This is a genomic window from Mycobacterium talmoniae, from assembly GCF_001854525.1.
In the GTDB taxonomy this organism is placed as follows: Bacteria; Actinomycetota; Actinomycetes; order Mycobacteriales; family Mycobacteriaceae; genus Mycobacterium; species Mycobacterium talmoniae.
Map to the genome: position 1 here is coordinate 1 of NZ_MLQM01000036.1, position 21067 is coordinate 21067.

The following is a 21067-nucleotide window of genomic DNA, read 5'->3' on the forward strand; positions in this document are numbered from 1 at the left end:
CGCTGGCCAGCCTGGGAGTGGCGGCGCTGCTGGTGGGTGCGGCGGGCTACGCGGGTATCGAGGTCGGCCGCCGCCGCCTCAACGACTCGCTCAACGCCACCGCCGGCGACATCCGCGAAATCGCCGACGTCATGGTCGACTACGCCGAGGCCAGCTTGCATCACTGGCTCAACCTGACCCTGGCCGCCGGCGGCGCAGTGGTGTTATTCGGGGTGTTCGTCGCGATGCTGGGCGGGCTGGCGCGCGTCCGTCGTTGAGATTGCGGCTAGGGCTGTGCTCCGGGCGAAGATCGCAGCCCTGAACGCAATCTCACCGCGCGGCGACGTCAATCGTTGATGTGCCGCTGTTGATCCCACCGCTCCAGCCGCGCCTGCAATTCGAACAGGCCAACGCCGCCGAGCAGGCCGCCCACCGTAAGGCAGGCCACCACCACCATGCTCATCTCGACCTCCCTGGCGTCCTTTAATGCTGACACGGTTGGGGCGTGCATTCAGTTCGACACGCTGGCGCGTATGCGAGCTACCCAGCCAGCGTAAGGCCACCCGGACACCAACAAATACACCAATTCAGCGATTCAGCGTCCGCCACAGGAAGTTGAAACTCAACGCAGACTTAAACGCGACCTGGGCGTTATCGGCGGCGCCGGCATGCCCGCCCTCGATGTTCTCGTAGTACCACACCGGATGCCCGGCGGCCTCGAGTGCGGCGGTCATCTTGCGGGCATGCCCGGGGTGCACGCGGTCGTCGCGGGTGGAGGTGGTGATCAGCACCGGCGGGTACTCGCGGTCGGTCGAGATGTTGTGGTACGGCGAATATTCGCTGATGAACGCCCAATCGTCGGGGTTGTCCGGGTCACCGTACTCGGCGACCCAGGAAGCGCCGGCCAGCAGCAGATGGTAGCGGCGCATGTCCAGCAGCGGCACGCTGCACACCAACGCGCCGAACAACTGCGGATATTGGGTGAGCATGATGCCCATCAACAGCCCGCCGTTGCTGCCGCCCTGCGCGCCGAGCTGGGCCGCGTTGGTGATGCCGCGGTTGACCACATCGGCTGCCACCGCGGCGAAGTCCTCGGCCACCAGATGGCGGCCCTCCCGCATCGCCTGGGTGTGCCAGCGCGGGCCGTATTCACCGCCGCCGCGGATATTGGCCAGCACGTAGGTGCCGCCGCGCGCCAGCCACAACCGGCCCAAAATCCCGTCGTATCCGGGGGTGCGGGCGACCTCGAAGCCGCCGTACCCGCCCAGCAGAGTCGGTCCCGGCTCGGCTCCGCGGGGCCGCACCACGAAGTAGGGGATCGCGGTGCCGTCCAGGGATTTCGCGAAATACTGGGCCACCTCGATGTTTTCGGCATCGAAGAACGCCGGGGCGGACTTGATCTCGCGCAGCTGGCCGCCGGCCGGACCGTGCAGCAGCCGCGACGGCGCGTCGAATCCGCTGTAGTCCAGCATGATTTCGTCGCCGAGGTCGTCGGCGGCCACGATCACCGCGTTGGTGTTGGCCGGCACCTCGGGCACCGGGTCGCGCCGCCAGGTGCCCGGGGTGACGACCTCGACCCGGCTGGTGACGTCGGACAGGGTGACCAGCATCAGCCGGTCCCGCGTCCAGGCGTAGTGGTGCAGGCTGGTGCGCTCGTCCGGCTCGAACACCACCCGCAATTCCGCTGTGCCGGCCAGGAAATCGTCATAGTCGGCGGCCAGCAACGAACCCGCCGTGAACGAGGCCGCCCCGGTGAACCAGTCGGTGCGCAGCTCGATCAACAGCCACTGGCGGTGCACCGACACCGTCGCGTCGGTGGGGGCGTCGATGCGGATCAGCTCACCGTCGCGCAGCTCGTAGACCTGGTCGTTGAAGAAGTCGATCGCCCGGCGCACCACCGTCCGCTCGAAACCCGGGGTGCGGTCGACCCCGGCGGCCACCATCACGTCGCTGGTCGACCCCTCGAAGACGGTCTCGGCCTCGGCCAGCGGCTGGCCGCGCCGCCACCGCTTGACCACCCGCGGGTAGCCGGATTCGGTCAGTGAACCTTCGCCGAAGTCGGTGCCCACCAGCACGGTATCCTCATCGGCCCAACCGATCTGGGTTTTGGCCTCCGGCAGCTCGAAGCCGTCGGCGACGAATTCGCGGGTGATCATGTCGAATTCGCGCACGATCGCCGCGTCCGAGCCGCCGGGGGACAGGCTGACCAGCGCCCGGGTGTAGTCGGGTTCGATGACCGCCGCGCCCGCCCACACCCAATTCTGGTCGTCGGCGCGACCCAGCTCGTCGACGTCGATGAGCACGTCCCAGTCCGGATTCTCGCTGCGGTAGCTGTCCAATGTGGTGCGCCGCCACAACCCGCGCGGGTTGGCAGCGTCGCGCCAAAAGTTGTACAGGTACTCACCGCGGCGGCGCACGTAGGGGATCCGGGCGTCGGTGTCGAGCACCTCCAGCGCGGCGGCGCGCATCGCCTCGAAATCGTCGCCGCCGAACTCGTCGATGGTCGGGGCGTTGCGGGCGCGCACCCAGTCCAGCGCGTCGGCGCCGGTGATGTCCTCCAGCCACAGGTACGGGTCGTCGAGCGCGTCACCAGCCATAGAGGCCATTGTGGCCACAGCGGTACTGTGAGGTGGATAACACCGTGTAAACGGGATTGAATCCGGTGTCCGCCCGCGACGATGCGGAGCGGAAGCGATGAGGAGGAGTGGCGCATGACTGTCTATGCACGCCCGGGGTCCGCGGAGGCCCTGATGTCGTATGAATCGCGGTACGACAACTTCATCGGGGGTCAGTGGGTGGCGCCGGCGCAGGGCCGCTACTTCGAGAACCCCACGCCGGTGACCGGTCAGGTGTTCTGCGAGGTGGCCCGCTCGGACGCCGCCGACATCGAGCGCGCGCTGGACGCCGCGCACGCCGCCGCCCCGGCCTGGGGCAAGACCGCCGCGGCCGAGCGGGCGCAGGTCCTGAACAAGATCGCCGACCGGATCGACGCCCACCGGGAGGCGCTGGCGGTGGCCGAGTCGTGGGAGAACGGCAAACCGATCCGGGAGGCGCTGGCCGCCGACATCCCGTTGGCCGCCGACCATTTCCGCTACTTCGCCGCCGCGATCCGCGCCCAGGAGGGGACGCTGGGCCAACTCGACGACGACACCGTCGCCTACCACTTCCACGAGCCGCTGGGCGTGGTCGGCCAGATCATTCCGTGGAACTTCCCGATCCTGATGGCCGCCTGGAAGCTGGCGCCCGCGCTGGCCGCCGGCAACGCGGTGGTGCTCAAACCGGCCGAGCAGACCCCGGCGTCGATTCTGTACCTGATGAGCCTGATCGGGGACCTGCTGCCGGCCGGGGTCGTCAACGTGGTCAACGGCTTCGGCGCCGAGGCCGGTAAGGCGCTGGCGTCGTCCAACCGGATCGCCAAGATCGCGTTCACCGGCGAGACCACCACCGGGCGGCTGATCATGCAGTACGCCAGCCAGAACATCATCCCGGTCACCCTGGAACTGGGCGGCAAGAGCCCCAACATCTTCTTCTCCGATGTGTTGGCCACCGCCGACGACTTCTCCGACAAGGCGCTGGAAGGCTTCGTCGGGTTCGCCCTGAACCAGGGCGAGGTGTGCACCTGCCCGTCGCGGTCGCTGATCCAGGCCGACATCTACGACGAGTTCCTGGAGCTGGCGGCCATCCGCACCAAGGCCATCCGCCAAGGGGATCCGCTGGACACCGAGACCATGATCGGCAGCCAGGCCTCCAACGACCAGCTGGAGAAGGTGCTGTCCTACATCGAGATCGGCAAGGAGGAGGGCGCCAAGATCCTCACCGGCGGTGAGCGCGCCGAGCTGGGCGGGGACCTGTCCGGCGGCTACTACATGCAGCCGACGATCTTCACCGGCAACAACGCGATGCGGATCTTCCAGGAGGAGATCTTCGGCCCGGTGGTGGCGGTCACCTCGTTCCGCGACTACGACGACGCGATCGCGATCGCCAACGACACCCTCTACGGGTTGGCGGCCGGGGTGTGGAGCCGCGACGCCAACACCGGCTACCGGGCCGGCCGCGACATCCAAGCCGGCCGGGTGTGGGTCAACTGCTACCACGTCTACCCCGCGCACGCCGCGTTCGGCGGCTACAAGCAGTCCGGGATCGGCCGGGAAAACCACAAGGTGATGCTGGATCACTACCAGCAGACCAAGAACCTGCTGGTGTCGTATTCGGACAAGGCGCTCGGACTGTTCTGATGGTGCAGCGGGTGCTCATCACCGCGGCCGCCGCCGACCTGCTGGCCCGGCTGATCGATGAGCACGGCCCGGTGATGTTTCACCAGTCCGGCGGCTGCTGCGACGGGTCCTCGCCGATGTGCTACCCGGACGGCGACTTCATCGTCGGCGACCGCGACGTCTTGCTGGGAATACTCGACATCGGCGACGGGGTGCCGGTGTGGATTTCCGGGCCGCAGTTCGCCGCGTGGCAGCACACCCAGCTCGTCATCGATGTGGTGCCCGGCCGCGGCGGCGGCTTCAGCCTGGAGGCGCCCGAAGGGATGCGGTTCCTATCCCGCGGCCGGGCCTTCACCGACACCGAGAACACCGCGCTGCGGGCCGAACCGGTGATCACCGGTGCCGGCTACGCCGACGGGCAACGTCCCCCGACGCGCAGCCCGGTGGTCGACGCCGTCGGCGCCGAAGTTTGTGCGGCACCGACCGCGCGCCGCGCCGGGCCGCTGCCACGGTAGGAGCCGGTCGCGGCGTTATCGTCGAATGCGTGATCCCGATCCCGCGTGCTTGGCTGCTGACCAGCGCCATGCTGCTCGGCGCCGCGGTGGGCATGCTGGCCGGCATCGCGGTCACCGTGCTGGTGCAGCGCCCGGTGCGCCCCGATGTGGTGATCGGCCTGGTGGTCGGGATACCCACCGCGCTGGGGCTGCTGCTGGTGTTGGTCTCCGGGCGACGCTGGGTGACCGCGTTGGGCGCGTTCGTCCTGGCGCTGAGCCCCGGGTGGTTCGGCGCCTTGGCCGCGATCGAGGTGGTGCGCGGTGGCTGACGACGACGACGATGTCGGTGCCGCGCTGCCGGCGACCCAGCCGCATCCCGCGCCGATCTTCGACACCGGCCCGCACCCGCAGCCGCTGCAACCGTTGGCCGCCGACCCGGAACCGTCGGCGCCGATCGCGGTGCTCGACGCCGGCAGCGGCAGCGCGCCGCGCGCCTTCCCGGCGTTGGCGTACGCCGAGCCGCCCGAACCCTCCGAGCCGCTGCCGGTTCCGGCGCAACCGGTGGCGGTGCCCGGCCACGACCACCACCTGGTGCCGTGGTGGAAGCTGCTGCTGATCCTGGCCGCGGTGTGGGTGCCGGCGGCCGGGGCGGGGCTGGGCTTGTTCTACTGGTGGTACTCGCTGGCCGACAAGACCCCGGCGGTGTTCGTGGTCCTGGTCTACATCGTGGCGTGCACGGTCGGCGCGCTGATGCTGGCGATGGTGCAGGACAAGCCGCTGATCTCGGCACTGGCGATCGCGGTGATGACCGCGGTGTTCGCCTCCACCGCGGCGGCGGCCCCGCTCTACGGGCACTACTACTGCCAAGCCGTGCAGGGCACCTGCCTGGCCGGCATCATTCCGTACTAACGCCCGGGGGCTTGCGCCGATTGTGCCGTTTGATACGCGATACGGCGGTCGAGCGTATGGAATCGCACAGTCACGAACGCTCTGCGTGCCGGGGAACCTACTTCTCCAGGGTGAATTGCACGACGTCGACCTGGCGCTGCCGGAACAGGTTGGCGCAGCCGGTCAGATACTTCATGTAGCGGTCGTAGACCTCCTGGGACTGGATCGCGATGGCCTCCTCCCGATGCGCCTGCAACCCCGCCGCCCACGCGTCCAGCGTTTTCGCGTAGTGCGGCTGCAGCGACTGCTTTCGGGTCAGCCGGAACCCGGCCTCGGCGGAGCGCTCTTCGACCATGCCCACCGACGGCAGCCGGCCGCCGGGGAAGATCTCGGTGACGATGAACTTGATGAACCGGGCCAGCTCGAACGTCAACGCGATGCCCTGTTCCTGGAAGTCTTTGGGGTGCGGGCCGCAGATGGAGTGCAGCAGCATCACCCCGTCGGGCGGCAGCACCTCGTAGGCCATCCGGAAAAACGCCGGGTAGCGGTCGTGGCCGAAGTGCTCGAACGCGCCGATGGACACGATCCGATCGACCGGTTCGCTGAACCGCTCCCAGCCCTCCAACAGCACCCGCCGACTGCGCGCGGTGTCTAACCCGGCGAACATCGTCTGCACGTGGGCGGCCTGGTTTTTGCTCAGGGTCAGGCCGACGACGTTGACGTCGTAGCGTTCGATGGCCCGCCGCAGGGTCGACCCCCAGCCGCAGCCGATGTCGAGCAGCGTCATGCCGGGTTGCAGGCCCAGCTTGCCCAGCGCGAGGTCGATCTTGGCCAGCTGCGCCTCTTGCAGCGTCATATCGTCGCGTTCGAAGTAGGCGCAGCTGTAGGTCTGGGTCGGGTCCAAGAACAGCCGGAAGAAGTCGTCGGACAGGTCGTAGTGGGCCTGCACGTCGGCAAAGTGCGGCGTCAGACGCTTGCCCGTCACGGTGCCCCTCCTATCCGCCACTTGATTGGGGTCACGGCGCACCGGGGCGAGCGGTTCATTCGACAACCCCAGGTCAAGGATGGCCCCGTGCGCGCCCGTTTGGGTACCCACCGCTCGCGGGTGATCAAACCGGGCGGTCGGCGCGATATCAGGTCCGAGCCCGGCGCAGCCGACCCGTTAGGGTAGGCGGGTGACCCACTATGACGTCGTCGTTCTCGGAGCAGGCCCCGGCGGATACGTCGCGGCCATTCGTGCCGCCCAGCTGGGCTTGAATACCGCCATCGTCGAACCCAAGTATTGGGGCGGGGTGTGCCTCAACGTCGGGTGTATCCCGTCCAAGGCGCTGCTGCGCAACGCCGAACTCGCCCACATCTTCACCAAGGAGGCCAAGACCTTCGGGATCAGCGGTGAGGCGACGTTCGACTACGGTGTGGCGTTCGACCGCAGCCGCAAGGTGGCCGAGGGCCGGGTCGCCGGCGTGCACTTCCTGATGAAGAAGAACAAGGTCACCGAGATCCACGGCCGCGGCACCTTCACCGACGCGCACACCCTGTCGGTGGCCCTCAACGACGGCGGCAGCGAGACCGTCACCTTCGACAACGCCATCATCGCCACCGGGTCCAGCACCCGGCTGGTGCCGGGCACCGCGCTGTCCGACAACGTCGTCACCTACGAGGAACTGATCCTGTCCCGGGAGCTGCCGGCCTCGATCATCATCGCCGGGGCCGGCGCGATCGGCATGGAGTTCGGCTACGTGCTGGCCAACTACGGCGTCGACGTGACCATCGTGGAGTTTTTGCCGCGGGCGCTGCCCAACGAGGACGCCGACGTCTCCAAGGAGATCGAGAAGCAGTTCAAGAAGCTGGGCGTCAAGGTCCGCACCGGCACCAAGGTGGAGGGCATGTCCGACGACGGCTCGGTCGTCACCGTCACCGTCAGCAAGGACGGCCAGAGCGAGGAACTCAAAGCCGACAAGGTGTTGCAGGCCATCGGGTTTGCGCCCAACGTGGAGGGTTTCGGCTTGGAGGCGGCCGGGGTGGCGCTCACCGACCGCAAAGCCATCGGCGTCAACGACAACATGCGCACCTCGGTGCCGCACATCTACGCCATCGGTGACGTGACCGGGCTGCTGCAGCTGGCCCATGTCGCCGAGGCGCAGGCGGTGGTGGCCGCCGAGACCATCGCCGGCGTGGAAACCTTGACGCTGGGCGATTACCGGATGATGCCGCGCGCGACGTTCTGCCAGCCGCAGGTCGCCAGCTTCGGGCTGACCGAGCAGCAGGCCCGCGACGAAGGCTACGACGTCAAGGTCGCCAAGTTCCCGTTCACCGCCAACGGCAAGGCGCACGGCATGGGTGACCCCAGCGGGTTCGTCAAGCTGATCGCCGACGGCAAATACGGGGAGCTGCTCGGCGGGCACCTGGTCGGCCACGACGTGTCCGAGCTGCTGCCCGAGCTGACCCTGGCGCAGAAATGGGACCTGACCGCGGGCGAGTTGGCCCGCAACGTGCACACCCACCCGACCATGTCCGAGGCGCTGCAAGAGTGCTTCCACGGGCTGATCGGGCACATGATCAACTTCTGACGGCCATGCGGGCGGGAGCGCTCGCGGCGGTGATCGCCCTGGTGATCACCGGGTGTTCCCACCCGCACGCCCCCAGCGCGTCGACATTGGGTGCGGCGCCGCCACCCAGCCCGGTGACGCTGGCCCCGCCGCACGGTGGGACCGGCCCCGGCACCGAGGGGCTGCCGGCGGGTTGCTCCTGTCTGGCCACCGCCGACAGCGGCGTGGCGTGCTATGTCGCTACTCGGGATCACCCGACGGGCTTTGTGGTGTCGGCCGATTTGGCATGGACGTTCGGGTAGCCCGCGCCGCAACCCCACGGGAATGGCCGTAGTCAGAACGGTATACCGATTCGGTATACCAGCTGTAGTCTGACTATATGGCGGACGTGACGACCATCAAGGTATCCAAGGCGTTGCGGGACCGGATCGCCGCTGGTGCAGCCCAAGAAGGGCTCACTGCTCACGCGTTTCTGCAGACGCTGATCGAGACCCATGAACGCAACCAGCGCCTGGCGGCCGTTGCGGCGGCCTACCGCGACTCTTCTGCGGAAGACCTAGACAGCTGGCGTGAAGAAACCGACGACTGGGCAGCCGTGGACGTCGACGGTCTTGACCGGTGACCGACCTCAGCCCGGGAAAGGTGGTCTGGGTGCAGTTCGACCCGAGGGTGGACCGAGAGCAACGGGGGACGCGGCCTGCGGTCGTCGTGGCCTCCCGTGGCTATCTGGCAGCCGTGCCCGAGCTGGTCATCGTCGTCCCGGCCACGACGCGAGATCGCAAGTGGGCACACCATGTTCGGCTCACCGGCGCGCACCTACGACTGCCAAAACCGACGTGGGCGATGACCGAACAGCCCCGCACGATCAGCCGCAGGCGAATCGCTGGCCGTGCCGGCCGCGTCGAGCCAGCATGTATGCGCCAGATTGAACGCTGGCTCGAGGACTTCCTGCACCACACGCAGTGACGAGCTGAGCCGCGGCCACCCCTCAGCGTTGCGGACCGTCGGGTCACCCGGTTGCAGGCGGGTTCAGCCGGTGTTCGATCGCGATGCGGGCCCGCTGTAAAGCGCCGTCGCGATGCAGGAGTTGGCGATCGTGGTTGGCCTGCAAGATCATCGCGTGTAGCTCGAAAGTGAGCTGTTCGGCGTCGGTATCGGGCGGCAATTCGCCTAGCCGGATCGCCAGTTTGACGTCGCGCGTGACCAGCGCTTCCCCGGCGCTGACCGCGTCGGCGAGTGCATCGCGCACCGGCCCGGGATGTCCGTCGAGTTCGCTGGCACCGGAGGCAAAGATGCAGCCGCCCTCAAACTCCTCCAGATAGTCAACCCATGCCGACATCAGGGCGCGCAGTCGCGGCAACCCCTCAGGCTGCGATTCGGCCGGGAGCAAGACGGTGCGAACGAAGACGTCAACTGCGGCCTTGATGATCTCGAGCTGCAGATCTTGTTTGGTCCCGAAGAGGGTTTGCAGGGCGCTTTTGGGGACCTGCGTTTGGTCCGCGAGGCGCCCGAAGCTCAGGCCCGCGATCCCCTCTACCGACGCGACATGCGTGGCCCGGTCGAGCACCGAGGTGCGCCGGGCATCTCCCGACTTCGTCATACGGACGATCGTACCTCAATATACGACAGAACGTTGACTTACATACGGTCGTATGTAACGCTCGCGGTGATCGAGATGGAGGAGGCGCGATGGTGCTGGGAAAAATCGCATGGGCCGCAGGACAATTCCCGCGGGGGATGCTGGTGGCCGCGTTTGTGTTTCTTGTTGCCGCCGGGATCTACGGGGCACCGGCGGCAACCCGGCTGCCCTCGGGCGGGTATGACGTTCCGCAATCGGAATCTGCGCGGGCCGAAGCCGTCTTGGACAACACCTTCTCCGCGGGTGGGTTGCCGATCGTCTTCGCTGTTTCCGCCCCGGACGGAGCGGACAGCGCGGCGGCGCAAGCGCGCGGCCTCGATGTGGTCAAGGCGCTGCAGGCATGCGACTACGCGCATCAGGTCGCGTCGTATTGGACCTCCCCACCACCACTTCGCGGCGCCTTGCTCGGCGCCGACCATCAAACGGGTTTGGTGGTTGCCCGGATCGAGGGTGGCGACCGCGATGCACCGGTGCGTGCGCACGACGTCGCACAAGCGCTGGTCGGCAGCCATGATCATGTCAGGGGGCGGGTGGGCGGGCAGGCCATGGCGTACTACGAGGGCAGCCGGCAGTCACGCATTGACCTGCTCAAGCTGGAGGCAATTGCGGTGCCGCTCACCGCGATCGCGTTGATCTGGATCTTCGGCAGTGTGGTCGCGGCGATGCTTCCCCTGGTGGTCGCGCTGATCGCGGTAGCGGGCACCACTGCGTGCCTGTGGGCGATCTACCAGTTCACCGACGTGTCGATTTTCGCGGTCAACCTCGCGACGGCTACCGGTCTGGCATTCGCGATCGACTACACGCTGTTCATCGTCAATCGCTACCGGGAGGAGCGGGCCCGCGGTGTGCCCGATCGCGAGGCACTGACGCGGACCCTGGCCACAGCCGGTCGCACCGTGGTGTTCTCCGGGTTGACGATGGCCGTCACCCTGGCCGCGTTGTTGCTGTTCAAGCCCTATCTGCTCAAGTCGATGGCATATGCGGGTCTGGCCAGTGTGGGCTTCGCGACCGTCGCCGCGCTGTGCGTCGCGCCCGCACTGATCGTCGTGTGCGGTGACCGCATCGACGCGCTCGATATCCGCGTCCCCCTTCGACGTTGGTTAGGTCGCGGGCACGTGGGTAGCAAGCCCGATACCGCGTCGTGGTGGTATCGCGTTGCCGCGGTGGTGATGCGCCGGCCGGTGCTCGTGCTGACCGCGGTGGCCATGGTGTTGTTCGCGGTTGGCTCGCCGATCCTGGGCATGAAACTCGCCTATCCCGATGACCGGGTACTCCCCACGTCATCGCAGGTCAGGCAGACCGGCGACCTGGTCCGCGAGGGCTTCACGACAAATTTCGCTGGAACCGTATCCATTGTGCTGCCCGATACGAGATCGTCGCTGTCAGACATTCGTCGTTACGCAGCACAGCTGTCTGGGGTCACCGACGTCGTGTCGGTGGCCGCGCCCGACGGAATCTACGCGGGCGGAGTGAAGGTCAGCGATGCCGCTGGTGACGCTGCGATCAAGGGCGACGCCGCCTACCTCACCGTCACCACCACGCGCGACCCCTACTCCGAGGCGGGCCAGACACAGCTGCGGGATCTCAAGCGGATTCCGCAGCCCGCTCCCGCCCTGTTTGGCGGTATCGCCCAACGCGACAAAGACAATGTTGGCGGCATCGCCGATCGGGCACCGCTGGTCATCACCTTGGTCGCGCTGGCGACCGTCGCCCTGATCTTCATGATGACCGGCAGCGTGATACTGCCGGTGAAGGCGTTGATCACCAACGCGTTGTCGCTAGCCGCCGCGTTCGGTGCCCTGGTGTGGATCTTCCAAGACGGACACCTGAACGGGTTCGGGACGATGGCCACCGGCCACCTCACCGCGTTCGTGCTACCCACCCTGGCCGCGATCGCCTACGGGCTGTCCATGGACTACGAAGTGTTCGTCCTCTCCCGCATCCGAGAGGAGTGGTTGACATCCGAGCCGACCAGCGCGGCCAACCAGCGCTCCGTCGGGCTCGGACTGGCCCGTACCGGACGCATCGTCACGGCAGCCGCACTGGTCATGACGGTGGTGTTCATCGCGATCGCCGCCGGTGAGATCGCCTTCATGAGGGGCCTGGGGGTGGGTTTAACCGTGGCGGTACTAGTCGATGCCTTTGTTATCCGGACCATCTTGGTGCCGGCCGCGATGGCCGTGCTCGGCAGGTTCAACTGGTGGGCGCCCAAACCGCTGCGCCGATGGCACCGCAGATGGGGCGCCACCGAACAGCCCCACGACATCGCATACGCATCCCAGGTTTCGGCGATTTCTCCGAAGAGGCCCGATTATGACGCTGGATGAACGCGTCGCCAGTTGGCCGCCGGAGTCTCGCTCGACCACGCAGCCAACAACCGATGTTCACGCCCCGACGCACCCGGCGACCCCTGTCAAAACCGGGGCGGGCCGCAAATCCCGACGAGGTCGTGAGAAGACCGGTGCGATCGTCCGCGCCGCCATGGCTGTGCGCTGGATGTTCACCGGCCCCACCGACCGTCATCGCCAGATACGCGCGCTCAACGACATCCTGGAATCGCACCGCATGGAACGCGAAATGCACCGACTATAAACACTTCACGCATGCGTGCGTCCGAGGCGCGGTCGACGGCTCTGCCGGTCGCCTCGACGGGAACCCGGCGAGGAATGGACAACGTGCCACGTCGGTGCTTCGACGGTAGTTGTTCGGGCAGTCCGAGCCTCGTGCAGGCACCGCGAGATTGCAACGATGCAGCGAAAGTGCGAGTACGCGTCTGCGTGAGTTCAATCTGGACGCGCAGGGCGGGGCACACCAAGCCGCCTCACAGGCGGCGGCGGTACCGTGCGAACCATGCCGAGAACCGATGACGACACCTGGGACATCACCGAAAGCGTGGGCGCGACGGCGTTGGGCGTGGCCGCCGCCCGTGCCGCGGAGACCGAGAGCGAAAACCCGCTGATCAGTGACCCGTTCGCGCGGGCGTTCCTCGACGCCGCCGGCCAAGGCATCTGGAGCGTCTACATCCCGTCGGCGCTGCCCGACGACGTCGACCCCGAGGTGCGGGCCCAAACGCAGGCCATGGTCGACTTCATGGCGGTGCGCACGGTGTTCTTCGATGAGGTGTTTCTTGCCGCCGCCGAGGCCGGGGTGCGGCAAATCGTGATCCTGGCAGCCGGTTTGGATGCCCGGTCCTGGCGGCTGCCGTGGCCGGATGGCACCACGGTCTACGAGCTGGACCAGCCCAAAGTGCTGGACTTCAAGGCCGCCACACTGCGGCGTCAGGGCGCCCACCCCACCGCGAACCTGGTTCCGGTGCCGGTGGATCTGCGTCAGGACTGGCCACAAGCCTTGCAAGACAGCGGGTTTGACCCCGCCCAACCCACCGCCTGGTCGGCGGAGGGCCTGCTGCGCTACCTGCCGGCGTGGGCCCAGGATCTGTTGTTCGAGCGGATCCAGGCGCTCAGCGCCGACGGCAGCTGGTTGGCCGCCAACGCCACCAGCGGCGACGCCCTCGAGCCCGACCGGTTGGCCCGCCAGCGTGCCCGGATGCAGCGGCTGCGCTCGGTCGCCGCCCGGCTGGTCGACACCGAGGTCCCCGACTACGAGGACCTGTGGTACCCCGAGGAGCGCACCGACGTCGCCGCCTGGCTCGGTGACCACGGCTGGGACGCGTCGACGGCGACCCTGCAGGAACTGCTGGCGCGGCACGGCCGCCGGGTCAGCGACGATCTCACCCCGGGCGGTCTGTTCATCTCCGCGCGGCGACCCCTGCGGTGACCGCCGGACACACGGTGCGGCGCCCAGGCCGCTGACCTAACCGCAGATACAGGTAGATCACAGCATTCTCCCCGCACCTGCGGTTGACGTGTGAGTAGAATTTAGCCGCTGTCCGCCTACCGACAGCCCCGCCGGGATGAGAGTCAGCCTCGGCGACGGTGGGCGGGCGTCAGCGGAAGGAGCCGGCGGTGACGCTGCAGCCACGCGTAACGGCGCGGGGCCGATCGTGACCGCGCCGATCTGGATGGCGGCCCCGCCGGAGGTGCATTCGGCGCTGCTGTCCAGCGGGCCGGGACCCGGGTCGTTACTGGCCGCGGCGGGTGCATGGAACTCGCTGTGCGCGGCATATACCGACGTCGCCGACGAACTGACCGCGTTGCTGGGTGCGGTGCAGGCCGACGTCTGGCAGGGCCCCAGCGCCGCCCAGTACGCGGCCGCCCATCTGCCGTATATCGCGTGGCTGGTCGACGCCGCCGCCACTGCCGCCGCGGCGGCCACCCAGCATGAGACCGCGGCCGCCGCCTACAGCGCCGCGCTGGCCGCGATGCCGACCCTGCCGGAGCTGGCCACCAACCACGTCATCCACGGGGTGTTGGTGGCGACCAACTTCTTCGGGCTGAACACCATCCCGATCGCGCTCAACGAGGCCGATTACGCGCGGATGTGGGTGCAGGCCGCGGCGACCATGGGGACCTATCACACCGTCTCGACGGCGGCGGTGGCCGCGACCCCGCAAACCACCGCCGCGCCGCAGATCATGAAATCCGATATGAACGGCGGTTCCGGCATGAACGACGGTTCCGGCATGGGCAGCGGCAGCGGTTCGGGCATGGGCAGCGGCTCCGGCATGGGCGGTGGGATGACCAACCCCACCGGGCCGATGGGCACCGAACTGCCCACCAGCCTCAACGAGCTGATCAACGACATCTTCCCGTCGTTCTTCAACCCGTTCTCGGACACCTTCGGCCACATGCCCAACGGCACGACGATGACCCCGAGCCTGTCGACGTTTTTGCCCCGCGCCGAAGCCATGCTGTCCGGCTATGCGGGTAACCCGGTGCAATTCGTCGAGGCGCTCGCCTACCTGGGCACCCAATTCGTCGTGCACCGCACGCTGTATTTGACGTGGATCGTGCTGCACAACCCGGCAATGCTGGGGTCGTTCATCGCGGCCAACCCGGTGTATTCGCTCGGGTTGGCCGGCGGTGCGGCCGGACTGGCGACCGCGCCCGTGGGCGCGGCGGGCGGATTTGCGGGTCTGGCCGGATTGGCCGGGATCACCCAGCCGGTGCCGCCGCCCGTGGCGGCGTTGCCGGGTGTGATCACGCCCAGCCCGGTGCCGGCGCCCGCACCGGCGGCGCCGACCGTGCCGACCCCGGCCCCGGCGCCGGCGTCCGTCCCGGCTGGCGCCACCCCCGCACCCGGTGCGCCGCCACCCCCGTCGGCTCCGCCGGTCCCGCCGTCACCGGCGATCCCGCTAGCCACCGGTGCGGAGAGCGTTGCCTACTCCTACCTGATCGGCGGCCTGCCCCGGGCGGCCGAATCCGGGGTGACCGCTAGCGCCAAGGCCGCCAAGAAGGCGTCCGAGCCGGCTGCGGTGGCCGCTGGAGCTGCTGTCGCAGCCGGCGGCCCCCAACCGCGGGCGCGGCAACGGCGGCGGCCCGAGATGCTCGGCCGCCGTTACGAATACCTGGACCCGGAGCAGACGATCTGGGCGTCGGATCGGGGCGCCGGACCGTTGGGGTTTGCCGGCACCGCCACCAAGGCCGGGACCCAGCCGGCGACCGGATTGGCCACATTGGCCGGCGACACCTTCGGCGGCGGCCCGAGGATCCCAATGGTGCCCGGCAGCTGGCAGCCCGAGGGCGGCTAGCCGACGCTGACCTATACTTTCGGGGGCGTTCGCCGAGCGCGCTGCGCGCATGCACCGCTACCCAATTCGATGCGCCCCGATACGAAAGCAGGCAGACCCATGGCCCGCACCGAAGGTGACAGCTGGGACCCGGCGACGAGCGTCGGCTCCACCGCGACCGGTGTGGCGGCGTCGCGGGCGTTGGCGACCAAGCAACCCGACCCGCTCATCGTCGACCCGTTCGCCGACGACCTGGTCCGGGCGGTGGGCCTCGAGCACATGGTCCGGCTGGCCAACGGCGAACTGTGCGTCGACGGCGACCAGATGCTGGACCGGCAGCGGATGTGTGAGCAGATCGCCGTGCGCACCCGATTTTTCGATGATTTCTTCACCGCCGCGGGCGCATCCGGGATACGGCAGGCGGTGATCCTGGCGTCCGGCCTGGACACCCGCGCCTATCGGCTCGACTGGCCCGCGGGCACCGTGGTGTTCGAGGTGGACCAGCCCGGCGTGATCGAGTTCAAGTCCCGGACCCTGGCCGAGGTCGGCGCCGAGCCGAAAGCCGACCGCCGTGCGGTACCCGTAGACCTGCGCGACGACTGGCAGAAAGCCCTACGGGACAACGGCTTCGACCCCGCCGCGCCGACGGCGTGGATCGCCGAGGGGCTGCTGATCTACCTGCCGCCCGACGCGCAGGACCGGTTGTTCGACACCATCACGGCGTTGTCCGCACCCGGCAGCCGGCTCGGCACCGACCACATGGACATGAACTCGCTACCCGCGGAGTGGTCGGATAAGGTCAGCGAATGGTCACGACGGGTCGGATCCGAGGTCGATCTGGTGGACCTGTTCTATTCCGGTGAGCGCAACACCGCGGCCGATTATCTCGCCGCGCACGGCTGGCAGGTCGCCATCCAGTCGTCACGTGAGGCCTACGCCGCACACGGATTTGAGCTTCCCGGCGACCTGGCCGACCTCGCCGGCGACTCGGGCTACCTCTCCGCAACACGGAAATAGCGCCGCGCTACTCCGGGTAGTCCAGCGGCACCCGCAGCGCGCTCAGCGTCGCCGCCAACGCGTCGTATTGCCCGGCCAGCGTGACGAATTCGATCAGCTGCTGCCGGTTGAGGTGACCCGACAGCTCGGTCCAGGTGGCGTCGGACAGGGTGCGGGTTTGCAGCAGTTCGTCGACCCCGGTCAGCAGCACCCGCTGCCGGTCGGTCAGCCCGTCGGCATGCGGGCCCTGGAAAATCTTGTCCTGGGTGGCCTCGTCGACCCCGGAGGCCCTGGCGATGCGACGGTGATGGGTCAACTCATACTGGCAACCGCGCAGATGCCCGACCCGCAGGATCACCAGCTCGGTCTCCTGCTTGGGCAGCTTGCCGCCGCCCAGCAGGAGACCCGCCCACGGGAGCCAGGACCACATCAGCTTCTTGTGCTGGCCCAGCGTGGTGAACAGGTGCACCTGGGGAACGTGTTGGCGTCGGGCGGCTAGCTTGCAGAACACCCAGTTGAAGACGCCGAGGTCACGCACGCCCGGGGCGGACGGGATGCGGTCTACTTCGCTGCTCATGGCGTCCTCTCTCGAAATCCATCCGCGACACGGAACCGTGCGACGCAGACGCGGCGTGTCGCGTCGTGAAATTCCCACTCGGCGTGGAAGGCGCGTTCACCCATTTTGCTTGACCAGGTAGGGCGACACGGTGCTGCGATGTTCGTCCAGATCAAGGCTGCGGCCCAGGGCCGGGAACGCGCGCTGCGGGCAGTTGTCCCGTTCGCAGACCCGGCAGCCCACCCCGATCGGCGCCGCGTTGTCCCCGGACAGGTCGAGGCCCTCCGAGTACACCAGGCGGTGGGCGTGGCGCAGTTCGCAACCCAGCCCGATCGCGAAGGTCTTACCGGGTTGCCCGTACCGGGACGCCCGGCGCTCCACGGTGCGCGCCACCCACATGTAGTTGCGCCCGTCGGGCATCTGCGCGATCTGCACCAGGATCTTGCCCGGGTTGGAAAACGTCTCGTACACGTTCCACAACGGGCAGGTGCCGCCGGACGAGGAGAAGTGAAACCCGGTGGCGGACTGGCGTTTCGACATGTTGCCGGCGCGGTCCACCCGGACGAAGGAGAACGGCACCCCGCGCATGGACGGCCGCTGCAGGGTGGACAGCCGGTGCCCGATGGTCTCGTAGCTGACCCGGTAGAACGCCGAGAGCCGCTCGATGTCGTAGCGGAAATTCTCGGCGCTGTCGTGAAACTGCCGATACGGCAGCACGGTGGCGGCGGCGAAGTAGTTGGCCAGCCCGAGTCGGGCCAGCTTGCGCGACTCCTCGCTGGTGAACTTGCCGTCGGTCACCATGGTGTCGATCAGGTCGCCGAACTCCAGGTAGGCCAGCTCGGCGGCCATCTTGAACACCCGCTGCCCCCAGGACAGGTGGTTGCTGATGTCCAGCGTCTTGGCCTGCGGGTCGTAGCGGTGCAGCACCGTCTCACCCAGATCGATGCGGCGGTTGATGTGCACCCCGTGCACCTCGGAGAGCCGGTTGGCCAGCTCGACCGCCAGCTCGCCGCGGTGCATCCGCATCCGCACGGTGAGATCCTCGGCGGCGGTGTCGAGTTCGTGCAGGTAGTTCTGCCGCTGATAGAAGTAGTCGCGCACCTCCTCGTGCGGCATGGTGATCGCCCCGGAGCCGCTGCCGTCCAAGAACCGCTCCTCGGTGGCGGCGGCCAGCTGCGCGGTGGTGATCCGGTAGCGCCGATGCAGGTTGACCATCGCCCGGGCCAGCTGGGGATGGGCGCTGACCATCTCGGCCACCTCGGGCAGGTCGACGTCGATATCGAGGTCGCGGTCCATGGTCACCTCGCGCAGCTCGGCGACCAGCCGGGTGTCGTCCTGGGAGGCGAAAAACGTCGCGTCCACGCCGAACACCTCGGTGATCCGCAGCAACACCGCCACCGTCAGCGGCCGGACGTCGTGCTCGATCTGGTTGAGGTAGCTCGGCGAGATCTCCAGCATCTGGGCCAGCGCGGCCTGGCTGAATCCGCGTTCGCTGCGCAGCTGACGCACCCGGGAGCCGACGAACGTCTTGGACACCTGCGCCAGCCTACCCGGCTGCGAAGAAGCACTTCGCATTATTGGCAACTTGGGGTGGGGTCGGCGCGCTGGTTGGCGGCCTCGCGAACCGGCTGGCATGATCACCCTGGGTGGGGGACAGGGGAGAGCACACCGCATGACGAGCAACAATTCAGCACCGACCACCGGCCTGGGCAAGGTCTTAATGCCGGTTCCGGACCCGCATCCCGACGTCTTCGACCGGGAATGGCCGATGCGGGTCGCCGACATCGACCGCGAGGGCCGGTTGCGGTTCGACGCCGCCGCCCGGCACATCCAGGACATCGGCCAAGACCAGCTGCGCGAGATGGGCTTCGAGGAGACCCACCCGTTGTGGATCGTGCGGCGCACCATGATCGACCTGATCCGCCCGATCGAATTCCAGGACATGCTGCGGGTGCGACGGTGGTGTTCGGGCACGTCGAACCGGTGGTGCGAGATGCGGGTCCGCGTGGATGGGAAGCGCGGACGAGGCCTGGTCGAATCCGAGGGGTTCTGGATCAACATCAACCGTGAGACGCAGGGCCCGGCCCGCATCTCCGAGGACTTCTTGGCCGGCCTGCACCGCACCACCAACGTCGACCGGCTGCGCTGGAAGGCCTACCTGACGTCCGGTGACCGCGACGACGCCGCCGAGATCCATGAATACCCGGTCCGGTTCACCGACATCGACCTGTTCGACCACATGAACAACTCGGTGTACTGGAGCGTGGTGGAGGACTATCTGTCCGGCTACCCGGAGCTGCTCAAGGCGCCGCTGCGGGTCACCATCGAACACGATTCACCGGTCGCGCTGGGCGACAAACTGGAGATCATCTCGCACGTCCACCCCGCCGAGTCGACCGACAAATTCGGACCTGACCTGGTCGATCGCACTGTTAGAACGCTCACATACGTCGTCGGCGAAGAGACCAAAGCCGTCGCCGCGATCTTCCCGCTGTAACACGTTCTAGTCAGTATCGTTCGCTCCGCCGACAGGGCGGTTCACCAGCGCAAATTTGTTACCAGCCGGTAGCTTTTTGGTGTCTGCGCGGTGCCGGCGCACTAGTCGCATTCTTAGCAACCTTCGCAAATTGCGGCGCGGTCGTTGCGAAAATTGGCAATTGAAACGGGTGGACCTGCATCGATGGGCTGTGCCATGGTCGGCTTAGCACAGCAGCCAAGCCGGCGAGGTGTTAACAAACCCGGAAACCCCGCTCCCGCAGGCGGGGCTCGACGAGGAAAACCGTAAGGAGTCCATCCGATGTCTACCGTTGGCACGCCGAAGAGCGCGGAGCAGATCCAGCACGACTGGGACCACAACCCGCGGTGGAAGGGCGTCACCCGCACCTACACCCCGGCCGACGTGGTGGCGCTGCAGGGGCACGTCGTCGAGGAGAACACCCTGGCCCGCCGCGGCGCCGAGGTGCTCTGGGAGCAGCTGCACGACATGGACTACGTCAACGCGCTGGGCGCGCTGACCGGCAACATGGCCGTGCAGCAGGTCCGCGCCGGCCTGAAGGCCATCTACCTGTCCGGGTGGCAGGTCGCCGGTGACGCCAACCTGTCCGGCCACACCTACCCCGACCAGAGCCTGTACCCGGCCAACTCGGTGCCGAACGTGGTGCGCCGGATCAACAACGCGCTGCTGCGTGCCGACCAGATCGCCAAGATCGAGGGCGACACCTCGGTGGCCAACTGGCTGGCCCCGATCGTGGCCGACGGTGAGGCGGGCTTCGGTGGCGCGCTCAACGTGTTCGAGCTGCAGAAGGCGATGATCGCCGCCGGTGTCGCCGGCTCGCACTGGGAGGACCAGCTGGCCTCGGAGAAGAAGTGTGGCCACCTGGGCGGCAAGGTGCTGATCCCGACCCAGCAGCACATCCGCACCCTGACCTCGGCCCGGCTGGCCGCCGACGTGTGCGACGTCCCGACCGTGGTGATCGCCCGCACCGACGCCGAGGCCGCCACCTTGATCACCTCCGACGTCGACGAGCGCGACCAGCCGTTCATCACCGGTGACCGGACCAAGGAGGGCTTCTTCCGGGTGCGCAACGGCATCGAGCCGTGCATCGCGCGGGCCAAGGCCTACGCGCCGTTCGCCGACCTGATCTGGATGGAGACCGGCACCCCCGACCTGGAGCTGGCCCGCCAGTTCGCCGAGGCGGTCAAGGCCGAGTACCCCGACCAGATGCTGGCCTACAACTGCTCGCCGTCGTTCAACTGGAAGAAGCACCTCGACGACGCGACCATCGCCAAGTTCCAGAACGAGCTGGGCGCGATGGGCTTCAAGTTCCAGTTCATCACGCTGGCCGGCTTCCACGCGCTGAACTACTCGATGTTCGACCTGGCCTACGGCTACGCCCGCAACCAGATGAGCGCCTACGTCGAGCTGCAGGAGCGCGAGTTCGCCGCCGAGGAGCGGGGCTACACCGCCACCAAGCACCAGCGCGAGGTGGGTGCCGGCTACTTCGACCGGATCGCCACCACGGTGGACCCGACCTCGTCGACCACCGCGCTGGCCGGCTCCACCGAAGAGGGCCAGTTCCACTGAGCTAACCCCGCTCGCCCGCCGCGAGCGTGCGCAAAATGC

20 protein-coding genes and 1 pseudogene are annotated in these 21067 nt (G+C 67.8%); 16 read left to right on the plus strand and 5 right to left on the minus strand.

The genetic code is table 11. The annotated features are described in order from the left end of the window. Window positions 1-257: pseudogene (locus tag BKN37_RS09300) on the plus strand (hypothetical protein); the annotation flags it as partial. Window positions 258-566: 309 nt separating this feature from the next. On the opposite strand, the gene BKN37_RS09305 reads toward BKN37_RS09300, so the two are convergent. Continuing rightward, window positions 567-2594 carry a prolyl oligopeptidase family serine peptidase gene (locus tag BKN37_RS09305; protein ID WP_083341685.1) on the minus strand — a complete coding sequence of 676 codons (2028 nt, stop codon included), beginning with the start codon at window positions 2592-2594 and terminating at the stop codon, window positions 567-569. Window positions 2595-2690: 96 nt separating this feature from the next. Here BKN37_RS09305 and exaC point away from each other — a divergent pair, with 96 nt between their 5' ends. From exaC to BKN37_RS09325, 4 genes are read left to right on the plus strand one after another with little or no spacing between them, the layout of a single operon-like run. Then, a complete protein-coding gene (exaC, locus tag BKN37_RS09310) occupies window positions 2691-4214 on the plus strand; it encodes an acetaldehyde dehydrogenase ExaC (RefSeq protein WP_071024744.1) in 1524 nt (507 codons plus the stop codon). Next, window positions 4214-4708 carry a DUF779 domain-containing protein gene (locus BKN37_RS09315; RefSeq protein WP_071024747.1) on the plus strand — a complete coding sequence of 165 codons (495 nt, stop codon included), beginning with the start codon at window positions 4214-4216 and terminating at the stop codon, window positions 4706-4708. Before exaC ends, BKN37_RS09315 begins: the two co-directional genes overlap by 1 nt. Window positions 4709-4737: 29 nt before the next feature. Beyond that, entirely contained in the window at window positions 4738-5016 is a 279-nt protein-coding gene (locus BKN37_RS09320; RefSeq protein ID WP_071024749.1) for a putative holin, read from the plus strand. Beyond that, on the plus strand, window positions 5009-5596 hold the full coding sequence (locus BKN37_RS09325; RefSeq protein WP_071024751.1) for a hypothetical protein: 588 nt from the start codon (window positions 5009-5011) through the stop codon (window positions 5594-5596). Before BKN37_RS09320 ends, BKN37_RS09325 begins: the two co-directional genes overlap by 8 nt. A 97-nt stretch (window positions 5597-5693) precedes the next feature. On the opposite strand, the gene BKN37_RS09330 is transcribed toward BKN37_RS09325, so the two are convergent. Then, the gene (locus tag BKN37_RS09330; protein ID WP_071024753.1) at window positions 5694-6560 is read right to left on the minus strand and encodes a cyclopropane mycolic acid synthase family methyltransferase; all 867 of its coding nucleotides are present in this window, start codon (window positions 6558-6560) and stop codon (window positions 5694-5696) included. Window positions 6561-6750: 190 nt separating this feature from the next. On the opposite strand from BKN37_RS09330, the gene lpdA reads away from it, so the two are divergent. From lpdA to BKN37_RS09350, 4 genes are all read left to right on the plus strand, one after another. Further along, window positions 6751-8145, plus strand: a complete 1395-nt coding sequence (lpdA, locus tag BKN37_RS09335) for a dihydrolipoyl dehydrogenase (RefSeq protein ID WP_071024755.1) — start codon at window positions 6751-6753, stop codon at window positions 8143-8145. A 5-nt stretch (window positions 8146-8150) separates the two neighbouring features. Then, a complete protein-coding gene (locus tag BKN37_RS09340; protein ID WP_071024758.1) occupies window positions 8151-8426 on the plus strand; it encodes a hypothetical protein in 276 nt (91 codons plus the stop codon). Between the two features lie 77 nt (window positions 8427-8503). Beyond that, window positions 8504-8746, plus strand: coding sequence for a hypothetical protein (locus BKN37_RS09345; RefSeq protein WP_071024760.1), 243 nt, complete (start codon window positions 8504-8506; stop codon window positions 8744-8746). Next, window positions 8743-9090 carry a type II toxin-antitoxin system PemK/MazF family toxin gene (locus tag BKN37_RS09350; RefSeq protein WP_071024762.1) on the plus strand — a complete coding sequence of 116 codons (348 nt, stop codon included), beginning with the start codon at window positions 8743-8745 and terminating at the stop codon, window positions 9088-9090. Before BKN37_RS09345 ends, BKN37_RS09350 begins: the two co-directional genes overlap by 4 nt. Before the next feature lie 43 nt (window positions 9091-9133). Here BKN37_RS09350 and BKN37_RS09355 read toward each other — a convergent pair whose 3' ends face one another. After that, on the minus strand, window positions 9134-9724 hold the full coding sequence (locus BKN37_RS09355; RefSeq protein WP_071024764.1) for a TetR/AcrR family transcriptional regulator: 591 nt from the start codon (window positions 9722-9724) through the stop codon (window positions 9134-9136). Window positions 9725-9813: 89 nt separating this feature from the next. Here BKN37_RS09355 and BKN37_RS09360 point away from each other — a divergent pair, with 89 nt between their 5' ends. The 5 genes from BKN37_RS09360 to BKN37_RS09375 all read left to right on the plus strand — a co-directional run bounded on the left by BKN37_RS09360 (window position 9814) and on the right by BKN37_RS09375 (window position 16409). After that, window positions 9814-12090 (plus strand): MMPL family transporter, encoded by a 2277-nt coding sequence (locus BKN37_RS09360; RefSeq protein WP_071024766.1) that lies wholly within the window; start codon window positions 9814-9816, stop codon window positions 12088-12090. Next, on the plus strand, window positions 12077-12355 hold the full coding sequence (locus tag BKN37_RS28835) for a hypothetical protein (RefSeq protein WP_131823556.1): 279 nt from the start codon (window positions 12077-12079) through the stop codon (window positions 12353-12355). Before BKN37_RS09360 ends, BKN37_RS28835 begins: the two co-directional genes overlap by 14 nt. A gap of 258 nt (window positions 12356-12613) precedes the next feature. Then, a complete protein-coding gene (locus BKN37_RS09365; RefSeq protein ID WP_071024768.1) occupies window positions 12614-13540 on the plus strand; it encodes a class I SAM-dependent methyltransferase in 927 nt (308 codons plus the stop codon). Between the two features lie 226 nt (window positions 13541-13766). Next, entirely contained in the window at window positions 13767-15413 is a 1647-nt protein-coding gene (locus BKN37_RS09370) for a PPE family protein (protein ID WP_071024770.1), read from the plus strand. 99 nt (window positions 15414-15512) lie between these two features. Beyond that, window positions 15513-16409, plus strand: coding sequence for a class I SAM-dependent methyltransferase (locus BKN37_RS09375; RefSeq protein ID WP_071024772.1), 897 nt, complete (start codon window positions 15513-15515; stop codon window positions 16407-16409). A gap of 7 nt (window positions 16410-16416) precedes the next feature. Here BKN37_RS09375 and BKN37_RS09380 read toward each other — a convergent pair whose 3' ends face one another. After that, a complete protein-coding gene (locus tag BKN37_RS09380) occupies window positions 16417-16965 on the minus strand; it encodes a carboxymuconolactone decarboxylase family protein (RefSeq protein ID WP_083341686.1) in 549 nt (182 codons plus the stop codon). Window positions 16966-17061: 96 nt separating this feature from the next. Continuing rightward, the gene (gene ramB / locus BKN37_RS09385; RefSeq protein WP_071024774.1) at window positions 17062-18480 is read right to left on the minus strand and encodes an acetate metabolism transcriptional regulator RamB; all 1419 of its coding nucleotides are present in this window, start codon (window positions 18478-18480) and stop codon (window positions 17062-17064) included. A 136-nt stretch (window positions 18481-18616) separates the two neighbouring features. On the opposite strand from ramB, the gene BKN37_RS09390 reads away from it, so the two are divergent. Together BKN37_RS09390 and aceA are read left to right on the plus strand one after the other, a co-directional pair. Further along, window positions 18617-19441 (plus strand): acyl-[acyl-carrier-protein] thioesterase, encoded by an 825-nt coding sequence (locus tag BKN37_RS09390; protein ID WP_071024776.1) that lies wholly within the window; start codon window positions 18617-18619, stop codon window positions 19439-19441. 300 nt (window positions 19442-19741) lie between these two features. Continuing rightward, window positions 19742-21028, plus strand: coding sequence for an isocitrate lyase (aceA, locus tag BKN37_RS09395; RefSeq protein ID WP_071024778.1), 1287 nt, complete (start codon window positions 19742-19744; stop codon window positions 21026-21028). The last annotated feature ends 39 nt before the right edge of the window (window positions 21029-21067 follow it).